The sequence below is a fragment of the Serratia sarumanii genome (assembly GCF_029962605.1).
In the GTDB taxonomy this organism is placed as follows: Bacteria; Pseudomonadota; Gammaproteobacteria; order Enterobacterales; family Enterobacteriaceae; genus Serratia; species Serratia sarumanii.
The window spans coordinates 193,522-216,928 of sequence record NZ_CP124750.1; the positions used below are offsets into that span (position 1 = coordinate 193,522).

General features: G+C 62.2%; 22 protein-coding genes. 17 read left to right on the forward strand and 5 right to left on the reverse strand.

All coding sequences use genetic code 11. The features are described from left to right. Positions 1–117 precede the first annotated feature (117 nt). The 4 genes from ftsY to rpoH all read left to right on the forward strand — a co-directional run bounded on the left by ftsY (position 118) and on the right by rpoH (position 4,601). Positions 118–1,806 (forward strand): signal recognition particle-docking protein FtsY, encoded by a 1,689-nt coding sequence (gene ftsY / locus SSARUM_RS00885; protein WP_060431198.1) that lies wholly within the window; start codon positions 118–120, stop codon positions 1,804–1,806. Positions 1,807–1,811: 5 nt separating this feature from the next. Then, positions 1,812–2,483, forward strand: coding sequence for a cell division ATP-binding protein FtsE (gene ftsE / locus SSARUM_RS00890; protein WP_004934337.1), 672 nt, complete (start codon positions 1,812–1,814; stop codon positions 2,481–2,483). Then, entirely contained in the window at positions 2,473–3,426 is a 954-nt protein-coding gene (gene ftsX, locus SSARUM_RS00895) for a permease-like cell division protein FtsX (protein WP_033636680.1), read from the forward strand. The genes ftsE and ftsX overlap by 11 nt, the downstream gene beginning before the upstream one ends. Before the next feature lie 317 nt (positions 3,427–3,743). Further along, on the forward strand, positions 3,744–4,601 hold the full coding sequence (rpoH, locus tag SSARUM_RS00900) for an RNA polymerase sigma factor RpoH (protein WP_004934345.1): 858 nt from the start codon (positions 3,744–3,746) through the stop codon (positions 4,599–4,601). Positions 4,602–4,664: 63 nt separating this feature from the next. Here the strand turns inward: rpoH and SSARUM_RS00905 are convergent, their stop codons facing one another. From SSARUM_RS00905 to panM, 3 genes are read right to left on the reverse strand one after another with little or no spacing between them, the layout of a single operon-like run. Then, complete coding sequence (locus SSARUM_RS00905) at positions 4,665–6,686, reverse strand: hypothetical protein (protein WP_089185438.1); 2,022 nt, start codon at positions 6,684–6,686, stop codon at positions 4,665–4,667. Between the two features lie 43 nt (positions 6,687–6,729). Next, positions 6,730–7,947 (reverse strand): DUF3142 domain-containing protein, encoded by a 1,218-nt coding sequence (locus tag SSARUM_RS00910; RefSeq protein WP_033649657.1) that lies wholly within the window; start codon positions 7,945–7,947, stop codon positions 6,730–6,732. Continuing rightward, positions 7,944–8,336, reverse strand: a complete 393-nt coding sequence (gene panM / locus SSARUM_RS00915) for an aspartate 1-decarboxylase autocleavage activator PanM (protein ID WP_033636683.1) — start codon at positions 8,334–8,336, stop codon at positions 7,944–7,946. Before panM ends, SSARUM_RS00910 begins: the two co-directional genes overlap by 4 nt. A 405-nt stretch (positions 8,337–8,741) precedes the next feature. On the opposite strand from panM, the gene SSARUM_RS00920 reads away from it, so the two are divergent. The 12 genes from SSARUM_RS00920 (at position 8,742) to SSARUM_RS00975 (ending at position 21,029) form a co-directional block, all read left to right on the forward strand. After that, positions 8,742–9,857 (forward strand): branched-chain amino acid ABC transporter substrate-binding protein, encoded by a 1,116-nt coding sequence (locus tag SSARUM_RS00920; protein ID WP_033636684.1) that lies wholly within the window; start codon positions 8,742–8,744, stop codon positions 9,855–9,857. Positions 9,858–9,974: 117 nt separating this feature from the next. Next, positions 9,975–10,901, forward strand: a complete 927-nt coding sequence (gene livH, locus SSARUM_RS00925) for a high-affinity branched-chain amino acid ABC transporter permease LivH (RefSeq protein ID WP_015376290.1) — start codon at positions 9,975–9,977, stop codon at positions 10,899–10,901. Further along, positions 10,898–12,181, forward strand: a complete 1,284-nt coding sequence (locus SSARUM_RS00930) for a high-affinity branched-chain amino acid ABC transporter permease LivM (protein ID WP_033636685.1) — start codon at positions 10,898–10,900, stop codon at positions 12,179–12,181. The genes livH and SSARUM_RS00930 overlap by 4 nt, the downstream gene beginning before the upstream one ends. Next, positions 12,178–12,948, forward strand: coding sequence for a high-affinity branched-chain amino acid ABC transporter ATP-binding protein LivG (gene livG / locus SSARUM_RS00935; RefSeq protein ID WP_033636686.1), 771 nt, complete (start codon positions 12,178–12,180; stop codon positions 12,946–12,948). Before SSARUM_RS00930 ends, livG begins: the two co-directional genes overlap by 4 nt. Position 12,949: 1 nt before the next feature. Further along, positions 12,950–13,651 carry a high-affinity branched-chain amino acid ABC transporter ATP-binding protein LivF gene (livF, locus tag SSARUM_RS00940; protein WP_033636687.1) on the forward strand — a complete coding sequence of 234 codons (702 nt, stop codon included), beginning with the start codon at positions 12,950–12,952 and terminating at the stop codon, positions 13,649–13,651. Between the two features lie 44 nt (positions 13,652–13,695). After that, positions 13,696–14,883: an aminotransferase-like domain-containing protein gene (locus SSARUM_RS00945; RefSeq protein ID WP_004934394.1), complete on the forward strand. Its 1,188-nt coding sequence runs from the start codon at positions 13,696–13,698 to the stop codon at positions 14,881–14,883. Between the two features lie 188 nt (positions 14,884–15,071). After that, complete coding sequence (gene ugpB / locus SSARUM_RS00950) at positions 15,072–16,391, forward strand: sn-glycerol-3-phosphate ABC transporter substrate-binding protein UgpB (protein ID WP_033636688.1); 1,320 nt, start codon at positions 15,072–15,074, stop codon at positions 16,389–16,391. A 78-nt stretch (positions 16,392–16,469) separates the two neighbouring features. After that, on the forward strand, positions 16,470–17,357 hold the full coding sequence (ugpA, locus tag SSARUM_RS00955; RefSeq protein ID WP_015376293.1) for a sn-glycerol-3-phosphate ABC transporter permease UgpA: 888 nt from the start codon (positions 16,470–16,472) through the stop codon (positions 17,355–17,357). Then, positions 17,354–18,199 (forward strand): sn-glycerol-3-phosphate ABC transporter permease UgpE, encoded by an 846-nt coding sequence (gene ugpE / locus SSARUM_RS00960; protein ID WP_019455301.1) that lies wholly within the window; start codon positions 17,354–17,356, stop codon positions 18,197–18,199. Before ugpA ends, ugpE begins: the two co-directional genes overlap by 4 nt. Positions 18,200–18,204: 5 nt before the next feature. Beyond that, positions 18,205–19,275: a sn-glycerol-3-phosphate import ATP-binding protein UgpC gene (locus SSARUM_RS00965; RefSeq protein WP_060431195.1), complete on the forward strand. Its 1,071-nt coding sequence runs from the start codon at positions 18,205–18,207 to the stop codon at positions 19,273–19,275. Beyond that, complete coding sequence (gene ugpQ / locus SSARUM_RS00970) at positions 19,275–20,012, forward strand: glycerophosphodiester phosphodiesterase (RefSeq protein WP_033649663.1); 738 nt, start codon at positions 19,275–19,277, stop codon at positions 20,010–20,012. The genes SSARUM_RS00965 and ugpQ overlap by 1 nt, the downstream gene beginning before the upstream one ends. Before the next feature lie 60 nt (positions 20,013–20,072). Beyond that, complete coding sequence (locus tag SSARUM_RS00975; protein WP_060431193.1) at positions 20,073–21,029, forward strand: AEC family transporter; 957 nt, start codon at positions 20,073–20,075, stop codon at positions 21,027–21,029. On the opposite strand, the gene SSARUM_RS00980 is transcribed toward SSARUM_RS00975, so the two are convergent. After that, the gene (locus tag SSARUM_RS00980) at positions 21,010–21,339 is read right to left on the reverse strand and encodes a hypothetical protein (RefSeq protein ID WP_047569765.1); all 330 of its coding nucleotides are present in this window, start codon (positions 21,337–21,339) and stop codon (positions 21,010–21,012) included. The genes SSARUM_RS00975 and SSARUM_RS00980 overlap by 20 nt on opposite strands. Positions 21,340–21,490: 151 nt before the next feature. Between SSARUM_RS00980 and SSARUM_RS00985 the strand changes: the two genes are divergently transcribed. After that, positions 21,491–22,351, forward strand: a complete 861-nt coding sequence (locus SSARUM_RS00985) for a carboxylate/amino acid/amine transporter (RefSeq protein WP_033649666.1) — start codon at positions 21,491–21,493, stop codon at positions 22,349–22,351. 34 nt (positions 22,352–22,385) lie between these two features. Here the strand turns inward: SSARUM_RS00985 and metR are convergent, their stop codons facing one another. Further along, the gene (metR, locus tag SSARUM_RS00990) at positions 22,386–23,330 is read right to left on the reverse strand and encodes an HTH-type transcriptional regulator MetR (RefSeq protein ID WP_033649667.1); all 945 of its coding nucleotides are present in this window, start codon (positions 23,328–23,330) and stop codon (positions 22,386–22,388) included. Positions 23,331–23,407: the final 77 nt, after the last annotated feature.

Sequence of the window (23,407 nt, forward strand, 5' to 3'; positions counted from 1 at the left end):
CGTGCCGGATGCGTGTTGCTGCGCGAGGGAAAGTGATAGACTCGGCGGATTATTGTCAGCATATATCCTTCAGGTATGTAGGGTAAGCGAGCCTTCGGTACGGAGTAGAGTCATAACATGGCAAAAGATAAGAAACGTGGGTTTTTCTCCTGGCTGGGGTTTGGCCAGAAGGAAAAGGAAGAAGAGCAACAGCAACCTGAGCAGCCGGTAGAGCAGGCGGAGCCTCAGGCCGCGGAGACGCCGGCTGAACCGGCCACCGCCAAGCTGGATGACAAGCTCCCCGCCCAGGAATCTGAACCTGCCGCCTCCGTCGACACCCCGGGAGAGTGGGATAGCGGCCAGGCCGGCGAACCCATCGCGGAAAACCTGCCGGCGGCGGCCGAACACCCGACGGCGCAAGCGTTGGCCGAAGAGATTGTCAGCGTGACCGAGCAGGTAGTGGCGCAGCAGCAGCCGGTCGTCGAGCCCGAGCCGGTGGTTGAGCCCGAGCCGGTTGTTGAACCCGAGCCAGTCGTTGAACCCGAGCCGATCGCCGAGCCTGAGCCGGTTGTTGAGCCCGAACCGGTCGTCGAATCTGAGCCAGTTGTTGAGCCTGAGCCAGTTGTTGAGCCTGAGCCGGCCGTCGAGCCAGAGCCGGCCGTCGAGCCAGAGCCGGCCGTTGAACCTGAGCCAGTTGTTGAGCCTGAGCCGGTTGTCGAGCCAGAGCCGGTCGTTGAGCCAGAGCCGGTCGTTGAACCCGAGCCGGTTGTCGAGCCCGAGCCGGTCGTCGAGCCCGAGCCAGTTGTTGAGCCCGAGCCGGTCGTCGAACCAGAATCGGAGCCGGAAGAAGAAGCGCCGCTTGAACCTGTGGTGCCGGCCGCTGCGCAAGAGCAGGATCGGCCGACCAAAGAGGGCTTCTTCGCTCGCCTGAAGCGCAGCCTGCTGAAAACCAAGCAAAACCTCGGCTCCGGCTTTATGGGGCTGTTCCGCGGTAAAAAAATCGACGACGATCTGTTCGACGAGTTGGAAGAACAGCTGCTGATCGCCGATGTCGGCGTGGAGACCACGCGCAAGATCATCACCTCCCTGACCCAGCACGCCAGCCGCAAGCAGCTGAAAGACGCCGAAGCGCTGTATGGCAAGCTGAAGGAGGAAATGTCCGAAATTCTGGCCAAGGTCGATCAGCCGCTGGATGTCAGCGGGAAAACCCCGTATGTCATTCTGATGGTCGGCGTGAACGGCGTGGGTAAAACCACCACCATCGGCAAGCTGGCGCGCCAATTCCAGGCGGAAGGCAAGTCGGTGATGCTGGCAGCGGGGGATACTTTCCGCGCCGCGGCGGTGGAGCAGCTGCAGGTGTGGGGCGAACGCAATCGTATCCCGGTGGTGGCGCAGCATACCGGGGCGGATTCCGCTTCGGTGATCTTCGATGCGGTGCAGGCCGCCAAGGCGCGCGGCATCGATGTCTTGATCGCCGATACCGCCGGCCGTCTGCAGAACAAATCGCACCTGATGGAAGAGCTGAAGAAGATCGTCCGCGTCATGAAAAAACTGGACGACCAGGCCCCCCATGAGGTTATGCTGACGCTCGATGCCAGCACCGGCCAGAATGCGGTCAGCCAGGCGAAATTATTTAATGAGGCCGTGGGCTTAACCGGCATCACGCTGACTAAACTGGACGGTACCGCCAAGGGCGGGGTGATCTTCGCCATCGCCGATCAGTTCGGTATCCCGATTCGCTATATCGGCGTCGGGGAAGGCATCGAAGATTTGCGGCCGTTTAAGGCTGACGATTTTATTGAGGCACTTTTTGCCCGAGAGGATTAATACGGATGATTCGCTTTGAACAGGTCAGTAAAGCTTATCTGGGCGGACGGCAAGCGCTGCAGGGGGTCGATTTCCATCTGCGCCCGGCGGAAATGGCGTTTCTGACCGGCCATTCCGGCGCGGGGAAAAGTACCCTGCTGAAACTGATTTGCGGTATCGAACGGCCCAGCGCCGGCCACATCTGGTTTGGCGGCCACGACATCAGTCGTTTGAAAAACCGCGAGGTGCCGTTCCTGCGTCGGCAGATTGGCATGATCTTCCAGGATCACCACCTGCTGCTGGATCGCACGGTGTATGACAATGTGGCGATGCCGCTGATCATCGCCGGCGCCAGTACCGAAGACATCCGCCGCCGCGTCTCCGCCGCGCTGGACAAGGTCGGTTTGCTGGATAAAGCGAAGAACTTCCCGATTCAGCTGTCCGGCGGTGAGCAGCAGCGCGTGGGCATCGCCCGTGCGGTGGTGAACAAGCCGGCGGTGTTGCTGGCGGATGAACCGACCGGCAACCTGGACGACGCGCTGTCGGAAGGCATTCTGCGCCTGTTTGAAGAATTCAACCGCGTCGGCGTCACCGTATTAATGGCGACGCACGACACCGGGCTTATCGCCCGCCGCAATTACCGCATCCTGACGCTGAGCCAGGGCCGCATGCAAGGGGGCGCTCACCATGGCCAATAACGCAAAAACCGCCAAGAGCAAGGCGCTGCGCGGCGGCTGGCGCGAGCAGTGGCGTTACGCCTGGATGAACGCCATCAAAGACATGCTGCGCCAGCCGTTGGCGACGCTGTTGACGGTGATGGTGATCGCCATCTCCCTGACGCTGCCGAGCGTGTGCTACATCGTGTGGAAAAACGTCAGCACCGCGGCCAGCCAGTGGTACCCGACGCCGCAGCTGACGGTCTACCTGGATAAATCGCTCGACGACGACGCGGCGCTGAAAGTGCTCGACGCCATCAAGGCGGAAGCCGGCGTGGAGAAGGTGAATTACCTGTCGCGTGAAGAAGCGCGCGGCGAGTTCCGCAACTGGTCGGGCTTTGGCGGCGCGTTGGACATGTTGGAAGAGAACCCGTTGCCGGCGGTGGCGATCGTTACGCCGAAGATGAGCTTCCAGAGTTCGGATACCCTCAACACCCTGCGCGATCGCGTGGCGGCGGTGCAGGGCGTGGAAGAAGTGCGTATGGATGACAGCTGGTTTGCCCGCCTGGCGGCGCTGACCGGGTTGGCGGGCCAGATCGCGGCGATCATCGGCGTGCTGATGATCGTGGCGGTGTTCCTGGTGATCGGTAACAGCGTGCGTCTGAGCATCTTCAGCCGCCGCGACACCATCAACGTGATGAAGCTGATCGGCGCCACCGACGGTTTTATCCTGCGGCCGTTCCTTAACGGCGGGGCGATGCTCGGCTTTGCCGGCGCGCTGCTGTCGCTGGTGCTGTCCGGCGCGCTGGTGTGGCAGCTGGAGTCAGTGGTCGCCGGGGTGGCCAAGGTGTTCGGCACCACCTTCACCCTGCACGGGCTGGGCTGGGACGAGGCGCTGTTGCTGCTGATCATCTCCGCGATGATCGGTTGGATCGCCGCCTGGCTGGCGACGGTGCAACATTTACGCCGATTTACACCACAGTAAGATTTTTTTGGTATACTCTTCTCCTGCTGCTTTTGATCGCGTTGCGGGAGAAGAGTGACCTCAAGCGAAGTCAGCACAACACCTCTCTTCTTAGCGCACAAATTCCCTATCGGCCTGCACTCTCGTCACGTATTGTCAGCAACAATGCTTGCAAAAAAGGGTGAACTTTTAGGGCGGAGTACGGTCAAAAATTGCAGCAAATGTTAAGGTGCCCGGCGTGTGGAACCGCTTTTGCTTCAGCAACTGCCGTAGAATCAATCATTTCCCCGCTGTAATAATCACCTGCATGATTTTGTATTCTCATAGAGAGGGTTTGAATGACCAAAGAAATGCAAACTTTAGCCTTAGTACCCCAAGGTAGCTTGGAAGCCTATATCCGGGCAGCCAACGCCTATCCGATGCTGACGGCAGAGGAAGAGCGGGAGCTGGCTGAACGGCTGCATTATCAGGGCGATCTGGATGCCGCTAAGCAGCTCATCCTGTCTCACCTGCGCTTTGTCGCTCATATTGCCCGCAACTATTCAGGCTATGGTCTGCCACAGGCGGATCTGATTCAGGAAGGCAATATCGGCCTGATGAAAGCCGTTCGCCGCTTCAACCCTGAAGTCGGCGTGCGTCTGGTTTCCTTTGCGGTGCATTGGATTAAGGCGGAAATCCACGAGTACGTATTGCGCAACTGGCGCATCGTGAAAGTGGCGACCACCAAAGCGCAGCGCAAGCTGTTCTTTAACCTGCGCAAAACCAAACAGCGTTTGGGCTGGTTCAACCAGGACGAAGTGGAACTGGTGGCCCGCGAGCTGGGCGTAACCAGCAAAGACGTGCGCGAGATGGAGTCTCGCATGGCGGCGCAGGACATGACGTTCGATCCGACTCCGGACGACGAGGCCCGCGATGGCCAGTCGATGGCGCCGGTGCTGTACCTGCAGGACAAGAGCTCAGACTTCGCTGAAGGCATTGAGGAAGATAACTGGGAAAGCAACGCCGCAGACAAACTGGCCTATGCGCTGGAAGGTCTGGACGAGCGCAGCCAGCATATCATCCGCGCCCGCTGGCTCGACGACGACAACAAGTCGACGCTGCAGGAGCTGGCCGATCAGTACGGTGTTTCCGCCGAGCGCGTGCGCCAGCTGGAAAAGAACGCCATGAAGAAATTGAAAATGGCGATTGAAGCCTGAGTCGATGCGATATTCGAAAAAAAAGCCCGGCAAGCCGGGCTTTTTCATGCCTGAAATTCGGCGTTATGGCGCCACGGCGGCGAAGTCCGGCGCTGGGCAGTCGTAGCCGAATTTCGCCGCCCACGGGTAGCGAGTGCCGGTGTTGATGTAGCGTTGATAAAGCGCCCGGCCGGTTTTGGCGTCGCGCTTGATAACCCAGCTGGCGGCGTTACACAGCACGGCGGCATAGGCCTGGCTTTTCGGCGGCAGCAGATCGGCCGCCTGTTGCGCCAGCCCCACCGCCTGCCAGCGATAGTGCAGGAAACGGTTGTCCTGCGCCGGCAGCGCCGCCTTGGCGCGCGCCGCTTCTGCGCTGTCGATCCAGCTTTTATGCTTCAGCTCGCGAGTATCGAACGCATCCCCCAGATAGGAATAGCCAGCGCCATAGATGGCGTAGTCCGGTGTCATCTCATAGCCGGTAAACTCCAGCCCCTGGGCGCGCAGCAGGTTGGCCGCGCGATAGTAAGCTTGCGCGCGTGCCAGCGGCGCGGCGGACTTGTCCTTGGCGGCCTTCAGCTCATTGGCGTACTGCTGCGCCGCTTGCCGGTAGTTGGGGATATCGAAATAGTCCTGCGCTTCCGCGGCCCGCCCGGCGCGCATCAAGCGCCGCGCCAGCAGTTCGCGCAGCTGAACTTCCGGCGTGATTTGCTGGCCGCCACCGTAGTCGTCCGGGTTAACCGGCTTGAGCGGCGTCGTCGGCGCCGGGGCGTGCTTATCGACAAAGCCTTTCAACTCATCGACGGTCAGCACGCGCTCTGCCACATCGGCCACGTCGGCCCAGTAGAGCGCTTTGCCGCGATAAAGCAGGTCCATCGCCTGCAGATAGTCGCCGCGGTTCAGCGCCAGGATAGCCTGTTCGCCGGCCACCCGGCACTCGGGGACGATGGTTTCCGCGACAAAGTCGGCGTTACGCTGTTCGCCCCAGCTTTCGTCGGCGGGGAACGCGCTTGCCGCCTTGGCGTAGGCGGCGGTGGCGGCTTTCACGTCGCCGTCGCGCAGCGCCATTTTGGCGCGCAGCCACCACGCCAGGCCACCGTCGCCGGCGTTTTTCAGCAGGCTCGCCGCCATCGGGTATTGCCCGGAGCGGTAGGCCAATGCCGCCAGCCGATCGCTGCCGGCGAAGCCGCTTTTCACCGTGCCGTCCAGCAGCGTCAGGATCTGGCTGATGATCTGGGCAGAGCGGCCGTTGCCGTCGGTATCCGCCATTTGCAGGTTGCCGCTGCGGGCGAACAGCTCAATGGTCACCAGCTGCTGGATCAACGGATCGCCGATCACCTGCTTCAGCGTTTCCAGATGGTCGGGATTGACCAGGTAGCTGGAGACGTACTGCAGCGACTGCCCGCCGCTCGGATCGCCCTGCGCCGCCTGCTGTGCGTACAGGTGGGCAGCGGGGGCGACGTCACCCAGCCACAGGTGGATGCGCGCCTGCTGCCCGAGGCTGCTCAGCGCCAGCTGGTCGGGATCGGCGGTGCCGCTTTTCACCCGATCGATCACCTGCTGGAACGCCGCCAGCGCCTGTTCAAGTTCGGCTTTAGGCGGATGCTCGGCGGCGGGGGCCGCTTCACCCGATTCATTCACCGGCGTACCGTGGTCAGCCATCAACACCCGCCCAAGTGAATACTGCGCCCGCAGCCCCCAGTCGCCCTGTTCGGCGGCCGGGAGCTTCAGCACCTGCTGGAAATAGTCTGTGGCGCGCGGATCGTGGCTGGCGAAAGCGACGGCGCCCAGTTGATAAAAGCGTGCAGCGTTGGACAACCCCTGAGTATTGACGGCGTCAGCCTCTTCCACCGTTTTGGCGGCGCGCATTTTGCCGATCGCCACCGTTTCCGGCGATTGCGGCATCGGTTTCGGCGGCATCGGCGGCGGCGGGGCTTGCCAGCGCGGCAGCTGTTTATCCGCCGGCACCAGCCGGCCGGCTTCGAAGGCGAAATTGCCCTCCGGCATATACAGCAGGGTGCCGTTGCGGTCGATCAGCAGCCGGTTAGGGAAATCCGGGCCGCAGGCATAGCCGCTCAGCGGCAGCGCCAGCGCGGCGCCGATCAGCATGGCCAGCGGAAGAAGGCGGCGGGTGTTCCGTGCCGCGCGCGTATCAAGGTGTGACAAGGGTGCCTCCTGGCGTCAGTTGTTGGCAGCGCAGCCAGCCCAACGGCCGGGATTGCCCGGCGCGCAGCTGATCGCCGCTGATGCGAATAAAGCGTTGCCGCTGCGGTGCGGATTCCAGCCGGTAGTTGCCGACCGCGTCCGCCGCCAGGCAGTCGTCGGCGCGGATGGCCACCTCTTGCGGCAGCGGGGCGTCCACCAGCCCGTTGTTATGAATTATCAGATCATACAGCCCGTTTTGCTGTGGCTGAGGCCTAAATTTTACCTGCCAGTCGACGTTCAGCGGCTGCCGTTCGATCACCGCTCGCAGCGTGGCGAGCGACCAGGCGCGCCGATCGTCCGCCAGCGGCAAGCGGAACCAGATAATGCCGCGCAGCCGGGGCGGCGTTTGCTGCGCCAGCGTCTGCAGAAAATCGGCGATCTGCTGCGGCGCGACCGTCAGCTCGCGGCCGTTGCCCGCCACGCGCAGCGAGGACTCGCTCTCCACCTGCGCGCCCTGCGCATCAAACCCCAGCAGCGCCATGCCGTAGGCCGGCAGCGCGACGCGAAACGGCTTCGGTGTGACGGAGGCGTACTGCCGCACCCAGCGCAGCGCCAAGGAGCCGTCAAACAGCCCCTGCTGCGGCGAGAGCACCGCGTGCACCTGCAGGACGGAGCTGTCGGCCTGTTGCAGTACGCCGGGCAGGTCGGGCGAGCCGATCCAGGCCGGCAGGGCGGTGATGCCGAGCTGCAAAGCGGCGGGCAGCCGTTGGCGCAGTTGCTGCAGAAAGCGTTGGTAGTCCGGCAGGCGGGCGGTGGCGGCGTCATGATCGATCTCGACGCCGGTGACGGGCAGCCCGGCCGCCTGCCAGCGTTGGGTGAGCGCCAGCAGGCGCTGGATAATGGCCTCTTGGTCCAGCTGCGGCAGCTGGCCGTCGAGGCGCGCCACCAGCCAGAGCGGGCGGCCGTCCTGCCGCAGCAGGTTGAGATCGGCCGGGATCTCCCGCCAGCCCTCGCGCGGATGTACCTGCAGCGCCAGCACGCGCAGCCCACCGAACAGATCGCGGCTGTGTGCCAGCGCATCGGCGTGCTGCGGCGTCCAGACCCGCTGCCAGATATAAACCTGCTGATCCCAGCCTGAGGCCAGGCGCAGCGCCTGCTGGCGCCCGAGGAACGCGGCCGCCAGCCCCAGCGCAATCAAGACCAGCGCCGCCAGCCGGCGTTTCATTTTTGCCAGAGATCGCCCTGCGGTGCGAAGCCGCAGGCGCGCATGAAGTTATCGACTTCCCCGCGTTCGCGCGGCGCCAGGCCGGCGGTCGACAGCTGCCAGTGGGCGATCTGCGGCAGCTGACGCTGCGCATCCTGCACCAGGTAAAGACCGACGCCGCGGCGGCGCGTCACTTCGCGTACCAGCAGGTCCTGCAGCTCGGCGCGGTCGTTCTGCAGCGCGATTTTCACCGCCCCCAGCAGCCGCTCGTTGAAGCGGGCGGCGAACAGCGCCTTGCCGTCGCTCAGCCAGCTCTGCCACTGTTCCGGCTGCTGGTGCGGCCAAATTTTACCGAGGTCGATAAGGTCTTGCGGGGACAGCGCGGTCAGGCGCTCGATGGTCAGTTTCATGCAGAATTTCCGCGCAGCTAAATGATGCCGACAGTGTAATAGATCTTGTGCAGAGCGTTGTGTAAGTTTTTCTGTACGATTACTGTGCAATATGTTTTTTGCACGGGGCATTTTCCGAGTAAATAGTTAGTAAACGGATTGTTAACCAGCACAACGCACTACGCCTCAAGGTAAAGAGCGCAGGTTTAATTCGAATTTTATCCTGTTTACACCGCTTGTTTCTGCCTGATGAAGTTGATTTGCAGAAGAAAATTCCTGTTTAATGGCATGAAAAATAAAGTCTTATTAGAAAATAATGCCGACAAAGCGCCTAAATCATTATTACTTATAACAAAAGCGGTCAATAACGATCCGGTGCAGGCAAACACAACAGGTACGTTCACAACGACAGATGGGGATTCGCGGATGAAATTAACAACAGGTAAGGCACTGCTGGCGGGTTGTATTGCGATGGCCATGAGCCAGGCGGCCATGGCGAAAGACATCAAGGTGGCGATCGTCGGGGCGATGTCCGGCCCGGTCGCGCAGTATGGCGACATGGAGTTTACCGGCGCGCGCCAGGCGATTGCCGACATCAACGCCAAGGGCGGCATCAAGGGCGACAAGCTGGTCGGTGTGGAATACGACGACGCCTGCGACCCGAAACAGGCGGTTGCGGTCGCCAACAAGGTGATCAACGACGGCATTCGCTACGTGATCGGCCACCTGTGCTCCTCGTCCACCCAGCCGGCGTCCGATATTTATGAAGACGAAGGCGTGATCATGATTACCCCGGCGGCCACCAACGCCGATCTGACCACCCGCGGCTACAAGATGATCATGCGCACCACCGGCCTGGACTCGGATCAGGGCCCGACCGCTGCCAAATACATCCTCAGCGACATCAAGCCGAAGCGCATCGCCGTGGTGCACGACAAGCAGCAATATGGCGAAGGCCTGGCGCGCTCGGTGCGCGACAGCCTGAAAAAACAGGGCACCGAAGTGGCGATGTTCGAAGGCATCACCGCCGGCGACAAAGACTTCTCCACCCTGGTGGCGCGCCTGAAGAAAGAGAATATCGACTTCGTGTATTTCGGCGGTTACTACCCGGAAATGGGCCAGATCCTGCGTCAGGCCAAGCAGGCCGGGTTGACCACCCGCTTCATGGGGCCGGAAGGCGTGGGCAACTCCTCGCTGTCCAACATCGCCGGAGCCGCTTCGGAAGGCATGCTGGTGACGTTGCCGAAACGCTACGATCAGGTGCCTGCCAACCAGCCGATCGTCGATGCGTTGAAAGCCAAGAAGCTGGATCCGACCGGCCCGTTCGTCTGGACCACCTATGCCGCGCTGCAGTCGCTGACCACCGGCATGGAGCGCAGCGGCAGCCAGGAGCCGGCGGACATCGTCAAGGATCTGAAAACCGGCAAGCCGGTGGAGACCGTGATGGGGCCGCTGAGCTGGGATGACAAGGGCGATCTGAAAGGCTTCGAGTTCGGCGTGTTCGAATGGCATGCCAACGGCACGTCCACACCGATCAAATAAGCCATAATGATTAGGGTGGGGCGCAGCCCGCTGCGCCCGGCGGGTCGGCTTGCCGGCCCCGTCTCCCTTTACCCGCCGGTTCTCCGCCGGCGGGTTTCGCAGCCAAGGGTTCAGAGTATGTCAGAGCAGCTCCTCTATTTTCTGCAGCAGATGTTCAACGGCTTAACGTTGGGCAGCACCTATGCATTGATCGCCATCGGTTACACCATGGTTTACGGCATTATCGGCATGATCAACTTCGCCCACGGCGAGGTGTACATGATCGGCAGCTATGTCTCCTTTATCGTTATCGCCGCCCTGATGATGCTCGGCATTGACGTCGGCTGGTTGCTGATCGGCGCCGCGTTCCTGGTCTCGATCGTCATCGCCAGCGCCTACGGCTGGAGCATCGAGCGGGTGGCCTACAAGCCGGTGCGCAACTCCAAGCGCCTGATTGCGCTGATCTCGGCCATCGGCATGTCGATATTCCTGCAAAACTACGTCAGCCTGACGCAGGGCTCACGCGATCTGGCGCTGCCCAGCCTGGTGACCGGCCAGTGGGTGCTGGGGGAAAGCAACGGCTTCGCCGCCACCATCAGCACCATGCAGCTGACCATCTGGCTCGTGACCTTCCTGGCGATGCTGGCGCTGACGCTGTTTATCCGCTATTCGCGCATGGGCCGCGCCTGCCGCGCCTGTGCGGAAGACCTGAAGATGGCCAGCCTGCTGGGCATCAACACTGACCGGGTGATCTCGCTGACCTTCGTCATCGGGGCGGTGATGGCGGCGGTGGCCGGGGTGTTGCTCGGCCAGTTCTACGGCGTCATCAACCCCTACATCGGCTTTATGGCCGGCATGAAAGCCTTCACCGCCGCGGTCCTGGGCGGCATCGGCAGCATTCCCGGCGCGATGATCGGCGGCCTGGTGCTGGGCGTGGCGGAAGCGCTGACCTCCGCCTATCTCAGCACCGAATACAAAGACGTGGTGTCGTTCGCGTTGCTGATCGTGGTGCTGCTGATCATGCCGACCGGCATCCTCGGGCGTCCGGAGGTTGAGAAAGTATGAAACTCAATCTGCTCAATGCGCTGATCGCCACGGCGGTGCTGTTCGTGATGGCGTCGTTCCTGATGGGCATGCAGCTTAGCCTGGACGGCACCAAGCTGGTGGTGCACGGCGCGGCGGAAGTGCGCTGGATGTGGATCGGCATCGGCTGCGTCATCGTCTTTTTCTTCCAGCTGTTGCGCCCGCTGCTGCAGCAGGGATTGAAAAAAGTCTCCGGCCCGGCGTTCGTGTTGCCGAGCTTCGACGGCACCACGCCGCGGCAAAAGCTGCTGGCGGCTCTGCTCATCGTCGCGGCGGTTGCCTGGCCGTTCCTGGTGTCGCGCGGCACGGTGGATATCGCCACCCTGACGTTGATCTACGTGATGCTGGGCCTCGGCCTCAACGTGGTGGTGGGCTTGTCCGGTCTGCTGGTGCTCGGCTACGGCGGTTTCTACGCCATCGGCGCTTACACCTACGCGCTGCTGAATCACTATTACGGCCTCGGCTTCTGGGAGAGCCTGCCGCTGGCGGGCATCGTCACCGCCGCCTTCGGCTTCCTGCTCGGTTTCCCGGTGCTGCGGCTGCGCGGCGACTATCTGGCGATCGTGACGCTCGGCTTCGGTGAGATCGTGCGCATCCTGCTGCTGAACAATACCGAGATCACCGGCGGGCCGAACGGCATCAGCCAGATCCCGAAACCGACCTTTTTCGGCCTGGAGTTCAACCGCAGCGTGCGCGACGGCGGTTGGGATACCTTCCATAACTTCTTCGGCCTGAAATACGATCCGAGCGATCGCATCATATTCCTGTATCTGGTGGCGCTGCTGCTGGTGGTGCTGACGCTGTTCGTCATCAACCGCCTGCTGCGCATGCCGCTCGGGCGCGCCTGGGAAGCGCTGCGCGAAGACGAGATCGCCTGCCGCTCGCTGGGCCTCAGCCCGACGCGCATCAAGCTGACCGCCTTTACCATCAGCGCCGCTTTCGCCGGGTTTGCCGGCACGCTGTTCGCCGCGCGCCAGGGCTTCGTCAGCCCGGAATCTTTCACCTTCGTCGAATCGGCCTTCGTGTTGGCGATCGTCGTACTGGGGGGCATGGGCTCGCAGTTCGCGGTCATTCTGGCGGCGATCCTGCTGGTGGTGTCGCGCGAACTGATGCGCGATCTGAATGAATACAGCATGTTGCTGCTGGGTGCGCTGATGGTGTTGATGATGATTTGGCGGCCGCAGGGGCTGCTGCCGATGAAACGGCCGCAGCTGAAGCTGCAGGCGGCGGACATTCACGCGGGCAAGGGGGAGCAGGCATGAGCGTTCAACCTTTACTGCAGGTGGAAGGCCTGTCGATGCGTTTCGGCGGGCTGCTGGCGGTCAACAACGTGGCGTTGACGCTGAACGAAGGCGAAATCGTGTCGCTGATCGGCCCCAACGGCGCCGGTAAGACCACGGTGTTCAACTGCCTGACCGGTTTTTACCGCCCGACCGGCGGCACCATCAAATTGCGCGATCGCCACCTGGAAGGGCTGGCGGGGCAGGCCATCGCCCGCATGGGCGTGGTGCGCACCTTCCAGCACGTGCGGCTGTTCCGTGAAATGACGGTGATCGAGAACCTGCTGGTGGCGCAGCATCAGCACCTGAAAAGCGGCGTGTTTGCCGGGCTGTTGAAAACCCCGGCCTTCCGCCGCGCCGAAGCCGAGGCGCTGACGCACGCGGCGGAGTGGCTGGAGCGCGTCGGCCTGCTGGAGATGGCCAACCGTTCGGCGGGCAACCTGGCCTACGGGCAGCAGCGGCGGCTGGAGATCGCCCGCTGCATGGTGACCCGGCCGGAGCTGCTGATGCTGGACGAACCGGCCGCCGGCCTCAACCCGAAAGAGACCGACGAACTGGATCACCTGATCGTCGAGCTGCGCGATCGGCATAAGGTATCGGTGCTGCTGATCGAGCACGACATGAAGCTGGTGATGGGCATTTCCGACCGCATTTACGTGGTGAATCAGGGCACGCCGCTGGCGCAGGGCACACCGGCGGAGATCCGCAACAACCCGGACGTGATCCGGGCTTATTTGGGCGAAGAATAATATGCTGTCATTCAATCAGGTATCCGCCCATTACGGCAAAATTCAGGCGCTGCATCAGGTCAGCCTCACGATAAGCCAGGGTGAAATCGTGACGTTAATCGGCGCCAACGGCGCCGGTAAAACCACGCTGCTCGGCACTCTGTGCGGCGAGCCGCGCGCCAGCGAAGGTAGCATCGTCTTTCAGGATCAGGACATCACCCAGTGGCAAACCTCGCGCATCATGCGCGAAGCGGTGGCGATCGTGCCGGAAGGGCGGCGCGTCTTCTCGCGCATGACGGTGGAAGAAAACCTGGCGATGGGCGGCTTCTTCGCCGATCGCCGGCAGTATCAACAGCGCATCGAACGGGTGTTCACTCTGTTCCCGCGCCTGCTGGAGCGCCGAAACCAGCGCGCCGGCACCATGTCCGGCGGCGAACAGCAGATGTTGGCCATCGGCCGCGCGCTGATGAGCCAGCCGAAGCTGCTGCTGCTCGACGAGCCCTCGCTCGGGCTGGCGCCGATCATCATCCAGCAGATCTTCGACATCATTCAGCAGCTGCGGGAAGAGGGCATGACCATCTTCCTGGTGGAGCAAAACGCCAATCAGGCGCTGAAATTGGCGGACCGCGGTTATGTGCTGGAAAACGGCCGCGTGGTGTTGGAAGATACGGGGGCTGCATTGTTAGCCAACGAAGCAGTGAGGTCGGCGTATCTGGGCGGTTAATCCGCCCCCCTACGAATTAAAATAATCAGGTACGAGAAGAAGAAATGAAGACAGAAGGGTTACTCGCGCAGCGCATCGTTAACGTAAAAAGTTCGGCCATCCGTGAATTGCTTAAACACAGCAAGATGGAACACGTCATTTCGCTGGCGGGCGGCATCCCCTCTGATGCGCTGTTCGATTTCGAAGGATTGAGCATCGCCACCCAGCAGGCGATCACCGAACAGCCGAAAAGCGCGTTCCAGTATGGCCTGACCGAGGGCAGCCCGCTGCTGCGTGAGCGCATTTGCGCGCTGTGCGCCGAACGCGGCGTCACCGCGCGCGCGGAAGAGGTGATGGTCACCGCCGGCTCGCAGCAGGCATTGGATTTGGTGATGCGCGCCATCGTCAACCCCGGCGACGTGTTCGTGGTGGAGCGCCCGACCTACCTGGCGGCGCTGCAAACGCTGGAGCTGGCGGAAGCCAACATCATGTCGGTCTCGTCCGACAGCGACGGCATGGTGGTGGAAGAGTTGGCCGAGCTGCTGAAAACCCAGCGCATCAAGGGCGTATACGTGGTGCCGAACTTCGGCAATCCCAGCGGCATCACCCTGAGCGCCGCGCGCCGCGAACTGCTGGTGAAACTGGCCGCCGAACATAACTTCCTGATCATCGAAGACGATCCGTACGGCGAGCTGCGTTTCACCGAAGAGCGCCACCCGACGCTGCATCAGGTGTCGCAGCGGGTGCTGGGCAACACCGACCACATCATCTATACCTCGACCTTCTCCAAGATCCTGGCGCCGGGCTTGCGGTTGGGCTGGGCGATCCTGCCGCCGTTCCTGCTGCATAAAGTGGCGATCATCAAGCAGGCGGCGGATCTGCACGCCAGCGCGCTGTCGCAGAGCATCGTCGAATGCTACCTCGGCCTGGATCGCCTGCCGGCGCAGATCGACAAGATCCGCGCCGCCTACAAGCAAAAGGGCGAGATCCTGGCCGGTTTGGTGGAGCAGGAGCTGGGCGACTACATCACCTTCGATAAGCCGAAGGGCGGCATGTTCCTGTGGGCGCGTTTCCGCCAGCCGTTCAACGCCACCGAATGGCTGAATACCACGCTGCAGCAGGGCGTGGTGTTCGTGCCGGGGGAATACTTCTTCTCCGACAACCCGGATCGTTCGACCTTCCGCCTGTCGTTCGCCACCGCCACCGAGCAACAAATGCAGGAAGCGGTGGCGCGCCTGCGCCGTTCGCTGTAATCCCCGCGGCGGCGGAGCGCATGCCCGCCGCCGACATCAAACTGCCATCTTCACTTCACTCTCCTGTCACATGGCTGTCACTTTTTAGTTATTTTTCTGTCATCCGCGCATGGCATGTTAGCTTCCGAACAAAAAACTGATTCTTTTCGCTCACGCGCTTTTACACCAGCTTTTTTCAGGAGTTAGGCATGCTCACCTACGCTATTCGCAAAACCACGCTGTGCGTCGCATTGACCCTGGCGGTCAGCACTCAGGCGCTGGCGGCGACCGAGATCCCGTTCTGGCATTCGATGGAAGGCGAACTGGGTAAGGAAGTGGACTCCCTGGCGGATCGCTTCAACCAGTCGCACAGCGACGTCAAGATTGTGCCGGTTTACAAAGGCAACTACGAACAGAGCCTGGCGGCGGGCATCGCCGCTTACCGCTCCGGCAAGGCGCCGGCGATCCTGCAGGTTTACGAGGTGGGCACCGCCACCATGATGGCCAGCAAGGCCATCAAACCGGTCTATGAAGTGTTTAAAGAGGCCGGCATCAACTTCGACGAGTCGGTGTTCGTGCCGACGGTAGCCGGCTATTACACCGACAACAAGAGCGGCCATCTGCTGTCGCAGCCGTTCAACAGCTCTACGCCGGTGCTGTACTACAACAAAGACGCCTTCAAGAAGGCCGGCCTGAACCCGGATCAGCCGCCGAAAACCTGGCAGGAGCTGGCAGCGGATACCGCCAAACTGCGTGAGGCCGGCATGAAGTGCGGCTACGCCAGCGGTTGGCAGGGCTGGATCCAGCTGGAGAACTTCAGCGCCTGGCACGGCGTGCCGTTCGCCAGCGAAAACAACGGTTTCGGCGGCACCAACGCCAAGCTGGAGTTCAACAAGCCGCTGCAGGTCAAGCATATCGCGCTGCTGGAGGCGATGAACAAGAAGGGCGATTTCACCTACTTCGGCCGCAAAGACGAATCCACCGAGAAGTTTTATAACGGCGACTGCGCCATCACCACCGCTTCTTCCGGTTCGCTGGCGGACATCAAGCACTACGCCAAATTCAACTACGGCGTCGGCATGATGCCGTACGACGCCGACGCGAAAAACGCGCCGCAGAACGCCATCATCGGCGGGGCCAGCCTGTGGGTGATGAACGGCAAAGACGCCGCCACCTACAAGGGCGTGGCCGAGTTCCTGCAGTACCTGGCGCAGCCGGAAATCGCCGCCGAATGGCACCAGAAGACCGGCTATCTGCCGATCACCACCGCGGCTTACGATCTGACCAAGCAGCAGGGCTTCTACGACAAGAACCCGGGTGCCGACGTCGCCACTCGCCAGATGCTGAACAAGCCGCCGTTGCCGTTCACCAAGGGCCTGCGCCTGGGCAACATGCCGCAGATCCGCAGCGTAGTGGATGAGGAGCTGGAAGGCGTGTGGACCGGTAAGAAAACGCCTCAGCAGGCGTTGGACGCCGCCGTGCAGCGCGGTGACGTGCTGCTGCGCCGTTTCGAAGCATCAACCAAGTAACCCTGCGTCGCGGGCCCGTCCGATCGGGCTCGCGTCTTCACGCCGATCCTTCCGTACCCGATTAATGGTTTAACTGCTATGTCATCTTCCCGTCCCGGTTTCGGCTGCAGCTGGTTGCCCTATGCGTTGGTGCTGCCGCAGCTGCTGATTACCGCCGTCTTCTTTTTATGGCCCGCCGGCGAGGCGCTGTGGTATTCGGTGCAGAGCCTCGATCCGTTCGGCCTGTCCAGCCAGTTTGTCGGGCTGGATAACTTTAAGCAGCTGTTTCAGGATCCTTACTACCTCGACTCGTTCTACACCACGCTGATCTTCAGCTTCCTGGTAGCGGGCATCGGGCTGGCGGTTTCGCTGTTCTTCGCCGCGCTGGTGGACTACGTGCTGCGCGGCAGCCGGCTCTATCGCACGCTGATGATCCTGCCCTATGCGGTGGCGCCGGCGGTGGCGGCGGTATTGTGGATCTTTCTGTTCAACCCCGGCCTGGGGTTGATCACCCATTTCCTCAACGGGCTGGGCTATAACTGGAACCATGCGCAAAACAGCGGCCAGGCGATGTTCCTGGTGGTGCTGGCCTCGGTATGGCAGCAGATAAGCTATAACTTCCTGTTTTTCCTCGCGGCGCTACAGTCTATCCCGCGTTCGCTGGTGGAGGCGGCGGCCATCGACGGCGCCGGCCCGGTGCGGCGTTTCTTCCATCTGGTGCTGCCGCTGATCGCGCCGGTGAGCTTCTTCCTGCTGGTGGTCAATCTGGTGTACGCCTTCTTCGATACCTTCCCGGTGATCGACGCCGCCACCGGCGGCGGGCCGGTGCAGTCCACCACCACGTTGATCTACAAGATCTACCGCGAAGGCTTCGCCGGATTGGATCTCTCCAGCTCTGCCGCGCAGTCGGTGATCCTGATGCTGCTGGTGATCGGCCTGACGGTGATCCAGTTCCGCTTCGTTGAACGTAAGGTGCGCTATCAATGATTGAGAATCGACGCGGGCTGGATATCTTCAGCCATGTGATGCTGATTATCGGCGTGCTGGTGGTGCTGTTCCCGCTGTACGTGGCCTTTGTCGCCGCCACGCTGGACGACAAGCAGGTGTTTCAGGTGCCGATGACGCTGGTGCCCGGCGGCCACCTGTGGGAGAACATCCGCAATATCTGGCAGGGCGGCGTGGGCAACCTCAAGGTGCCGTTCTCGCTGCTGCTGCTGAACAGCGTGATCATGGCGCTGGCGATCACCTTCGGCAAGATCGCGGTGTCAGTGCTGTCGGCTTACGCCATCGTGTACTTCCGCTTCCCGCTGCGCAGCCTGTTCTTCTGGCTGATTTTCCTCACCCTGATGCTGCCGGTGGAGGTACGTATTTTCCCGACGGTGGAGGTGATCTCCAACCTCAACCTGCTGGACAGCTACACCGGTCTGACGCTGCCGCTGATGGCCTCGGCCACCGCGACCTTCCTGTTGCGCCAGTTCTTCATGACGCTGCCGGATGAGCTGCTGGAGGCGGCGCGCATCGACGGCGCCGGGCCGATGCGTTTCTTCTGGGACATCGTGCTGCCGCTGTCGAAAACCAATCTGGCGGCGCTGTTCGTCATCACCTTTATCTACGGCTGGAACCAATACCTGTGGCCGATCCTGATCACCAGCGACGCCTCGATGGGCACCGCGGTGGCGGGCATCAAGAGCATGATCTCCACTTCCGGCGCGCCGACCCAGTGGAACCAGGTGATGGCGGCGATGATCCTGACTTTATTGCCACCGCTGGCGGTGGTGCTTCTGATGCAGCGCTGGTTTGTGCGCGGTCTGGTTGATAGCGAGAAATAACGACGATGGCAGGATTAAAACTACAGGCGGTCACCAAGTCTTACGACGGTAAAACGCCGGTGATCAAACAGATCGACCTCGACGTGGTGGACGGCGAATTCATCGTGATGGTCGGCCCGTCCGGCTGCGGCAAATCCACGCTGCTGCGGATGGTGGCCGGGCTGGAACGCACCACCAGTGGTGATATCTATATCGATACCCGGCGCGTGACCGATCTGGAGCCCAAGGATCGCGGCATCGCGATGGTGTTCCAGAACTACGCGCTCTATCCGCACATGAGCGTGTACGACAACATGGCCTACGGCCTCAAGATCCGCGGTTTCGGCAAGGATCATATCCGCCAGCGGGTGGAAGAAGCGGCACGCATCCTGGAGCTGGAGCCGCTGCTCAAACGCAAACCGCGCGAGCTTTCCGGCGGCCAGCGCCAGCGCGTGGCGATGGGGCGCGCCATCGTGCGCGAACCGGCGGTATTCCTGTTCGATGAGCCGCTGTCCAACCTGGACGCCAAGCTACGGGTGCAGATGCGCCTGGAGCTGCAACAGCTGCATCGTCGTCTGAAAACCACCAGCCTGTACGTGACCCACGATCAGGTGGAGGCGATGACCTTGGCGCAGCGGGTCATCGTGATGAACAAGGGCGTGGCGGAGCAGATCGGCACCCCGAGCGAAGTGTACCAACGGCCGGCTTCGCTGTTCGTCGCCGGCTTTATCGGATCGCCGGCGATGAACCTGCTGCCAGGCACCCTGAGCGCCGACGGCGGCCAGCTGCTGCTGGCGGACGGCATGGCGCTGCCGTTGCCGGTGGCCAAACCGCAGTGGGCGGGGCGGCCGTTGACGTTGGGCATTCGGCCGGAGCATATTCAGTTGGTGGCGCAAGACCAGGGCGTGCCGCTGCAGCTGCAGACGCTGGAGCTGCTGGGGGCCGATAATCTGGCGCACGGCCAGTGGGGCGGCCACGGGGTGATCGTGCGGCTATCGCATGAAACCTTGCCGGCGGCGGGCAGTACGCTATATTTGCAGCTGCCTGCTCAGGCGCTGCACTTCTTTGACACCGACAGCGGATTACGGATGGATTGATGACCAGACACTGGCCTTACCCTCATATTGTCGCCCACCGCGGCGGCGGTTCTCTGGCGCCGGAAAACACCCTGGCGGCGATCGACGTCGGCGCGCGCCACGGCCACAAGATGATCGAGTTCGATGCCAAGCTGGCGCAGGACGGGCAAATTTTCCTGCTGCACGACGACACGCTGGATCGCACCAGCAACGGCTGGGGCGTGGCGGGCGAGCTGCCGTGGGACAAACTGGTGCAGCTGGACGCCGGCAACTGGTACAGCTCGGCCTTCAAGGGCGAGCGGCTGCCGCTGCTGTCGGAGGTGGCAGAACGCTGCCAGGAACACGGTCTGATGGCCAATATCGAGATCAAGCCGACCACCGGCAGCGACGATGAAACCGGCCGGGTGGTGGCGCTGGCGGCGCGGCTGCTGTGGCAAGGGCAGACCGATCCGCTGCTTTCTTCCTTCTCGGTGGACGCGCTGGCGGCGGCGCAGCGCACCGTGCCGGATTTGCCGCGCGGCCTGCTGCTGGAGGACTGGGACGACAACTGGCGCGAGCTGACCGAACGCCTGGATTGCGTCTCGCTGCATATCGATCACAAAGCGCTGACCGCCGAGCGGGTAAAAGCGTTGAAAGACGCCGGGCTGCGCATTCTGGTGTATACCGTCAACCAACCGGATCGCGCGCGCCTGCTGCTCGACTGGGGCGTTGACTGCATTTGCACCGACCGGATAGATTTGATCGGCCCGGATTTTTAATCCGGCGCCGATGAATCCCGCGACGACAAGCCTTGCCGCCGCACCACCGGAAGGAATGCGATGCCTGGCTTTATGATGTCACTGTGGCACCAGATCGTGCTGTCTTTACCGCTGTTTGTGCTGATCGCGTTGGGTTATGGGCTGATTCGCTGGGGGAAATGGCCTGCCGGCATCACCGATGGCCTGACGCGCTTCGTGTTTTCCCTCGCCTTGCCCGCCATGCTGTTTCGCATGATGTGCGACTTCTCGCAGCGCCCGGCGGTCGATGCCCGGCTGCTGATCGCGTTTTTCGGCAGTTGCCTGATCGTATTCGTGCTCGGCCGTCTCGTCGCCCGGCGCCTCTTTCGGCTGGATGGCGTCGCCGGATCGGTGTTTGCGCTGGGCGGCATTTTCTCCAATAACGTGATGCTCGGCTTGCCGATCGCCAGCGTGATGCTGGGGGAGGCGGCGATCCCGTCGGTGGCGCTGGTGCTGGTGTTCAACGGCCTGATCCTGTGGACGCTGGTGACGGTGTCGATCGAATGGGCGCGCAACGGTTCGCCGACGCTGAGCGGTTTCGTTAAAACCGCGCGCAGCGTGCTGACCAATCCGCTGATCGTCGGCATTCTGTCCGGCACCCTGTTCAGCCTGACCGGCCTGCCGCTGCCGGCCTTCGTCGATCGGCCGATCAGCATGCTCGGCCAGGTGGCGGCGCCGCTGTCGCTGGTGGTGCTCGGCATGGGGCTGGCGGAGTACCGCATCGGCGAAGGCTGGCGGCTGAGCTGCGCCATCTGCGTGCTGAAATTGCTGGTGCAGCCATTAGTGATTTGGCTGCTGGCCTGGATGATGGATCTGCCGCCGATGGAGACCCGGGTTGTGGTGCTGCTGGGGTCGATGGCGGTGGGGGTGAACGTCTACCTGATGTCGCGCCAGTTCAATACGCTCACCGGCCCGGCCGCCACCAGCCTGGTGATGTCCACCGTGCTGGCGGCGATCACTACGCCGCTGATCCTCACCGTTATGGGCGTGCGGGCGTAGCCGGCATCGGCGCCTGCGGCACCGCCGGCGCGGTGCGATTGAACGGATCGCGCGGCTGGTTGCCGTTGGGCAGCAGCTGCCCGCCGTTCGGCGAGGTTTGCAACAGCTGCTGCCGTTGATTGTCGAACTGCCGTTGCTGCTGCAGGCGGCGTTGATCCATCTGCCGATTGTTCAACAGGCGCTGTTGCTGAGCCTGTTGGCTGTTTTGGTTGAGCAACTGCTGCTGTGAGCGCAGGTCGGTTACGCCGTTGGCTGCCGCAGCCAGGCCGGGCAGCCACAGCAGAACAAACAGGATGTGAGAAGTTTTCATGATGGTTACCTCGCCTTTTTATTAAGCCTAACCCAACGGTGAAATTTTGCCGGTAGTTTGTCTTTTGTTCAGATGTAAACCGCCTTTTCGCCAACGCGGCGCGCATCTTCCGTTACAATCGCCCTTTCGGTCTTTTTAGGGTGAACCCATCGTGCTGCTTTTGGTTATAACCACCATCCTGTGGGCGTTTTCTTTCAGCCTGATTGGCGAGTACCTGGCGGGCCAGGTCGACAGCGGGTTCTCGGCGCTGGTGCGCATCGGGCTGGCGGCGTTGGTGTTCCTGCCGTTTCTGCGCTGGCGCAATATCAAGCCCAGGGTGATCCTGCTGTATATGCTGGTGGGCGCCTTCCAACTGGGCATCATGTACCTGTTCAGCTTCCGCGCCTATCTCTACCTGACGGTGCCGGAATTCCTGCTGTTCACCGTGCTGACGCCGCTGTACATCACCTTGATCTACGATTTGCTGAGCGGCCGGCGTCTGCGGTGGGGCTACGTATTCAGCGCGCTGCTGGCGGTGCTGGGCGCGGCGATTATCCGCTATCACCAGCTGAGCGAACACTTTTGGTGGGGGCTGCTGTTGGTGCAGGCGGCGAATATCAGCTTCGCCATCGGCATGGTCGGCTATAAGCGCCTGATGGAAGTGCACCCCTTGCCGCAGCACACCGCCTTTTCCTGGTTCTACCTGGGGGCGGCGGTGGTGGCGGTGGTGGCCTGGTTCCTGTGGGGCAATCCGCAGCAGCTGCCGACCACCAATCTGCAGTGGGGCGTGTTGATCTGGCTGGGCGTGGTGGCGTCGGGGCTGGGCTACTTTATGTGGAACTATGGTGCGACGCAGGTGGATGCCGGCACGCTCGGCATCATGAACAACATGCATGTGCCGGCCGGTTTGTTGGTCAACCTGGCCATCTGGCAACAGCAGCCGCATTGGCCGAGCTTTATCATCGGCGGGGCGGTGATCGTCGCTTCGCTGTGGGTGCATCGCCGCTGGGTGGCGCCGAAACGGCTCGGCTAAGCGGGCGGGCCACCCGGCACGGGGGGCCGAAAGTTTATACGTCGGCCGTCAACGCTTTGGCGCCGGCAGCGCCAGGGCGTGCCGCGTCGCGCACAAACGGCAGATGATCGCAGGCGTGCTGGCGGGCCGAGCGGATAAAGGCTTCGGTTACCGCCTGGCGCTGTTCGCCGTCGCGCACGGCGGCGTACAAGCGGCTCCACAGGCCGTCACCCAGGGTTTTGGTCACTATCAGCCCCTGTTGTTCGAAACTTTCCACCACCCAGTGCGGCAGCGCCGCAATCCCCATCCGCGCCGATACCATCTGGATCAGCAGCAGCGTGTTATCGACGTTCTTCAACGCCGGGCTAACGCCCGCCGGCTGCAGAAAATGCCGCCAGATATCCAGCCGCTGGCGCTGCACCGGGTAAATCAACAGCGTTTCGTCACTCAAGTCTTCCGGCTCGATGTGCGGCTTGCCGGCCAGCGGATGATCCGGCGCCAGCACCAGGCGTACCTCGAAATCGAACATCGGTGAATAGTGCAGGCCGCTGCGCGGCAGAATATCCGACGTCATGACCAGATCCAGCTCGCCCTGTTGCAAGGCCGGCTGCGGATCGAAAGTCACGCCGGAAGTAAAGTCCATCACCACCTGCGGGAAACGCCGGCGGAAGTTGTCCAGCGCCGGCGTCAGCCACTGAATGCAGCTGTGGCATTCGATGGCGATGCGCAGCGTGGTCTGGTGCGGTTCGTGGCAGGCCTGCAGCGCCTGCTGGATCTGCGGCAGCACCTGCTCCGCCAGCTGCAGCAGGATCTCGCCCTGGGCGGTGAAGCGCAGGGGCTGGCTCTTGCGCACGAACAGCTTGAAGCCCAGACGTTGCTCAAGATCGCTGAACTGGTGCGACAGGGCAGACTGCGTCTGATGAAGTTGGGCCGCCGCCCCCGCCAACGAACCGCTGTTGCGCAGGGCCTGCAGCGTCCGTAAATGTTTCAGTTCGATCATGAGAGTCCTTCACATTGACAGTGAATAAATTGCGCTTGTGGTTAATACAGTACCTGCTGATTATGGATGTGTAAACA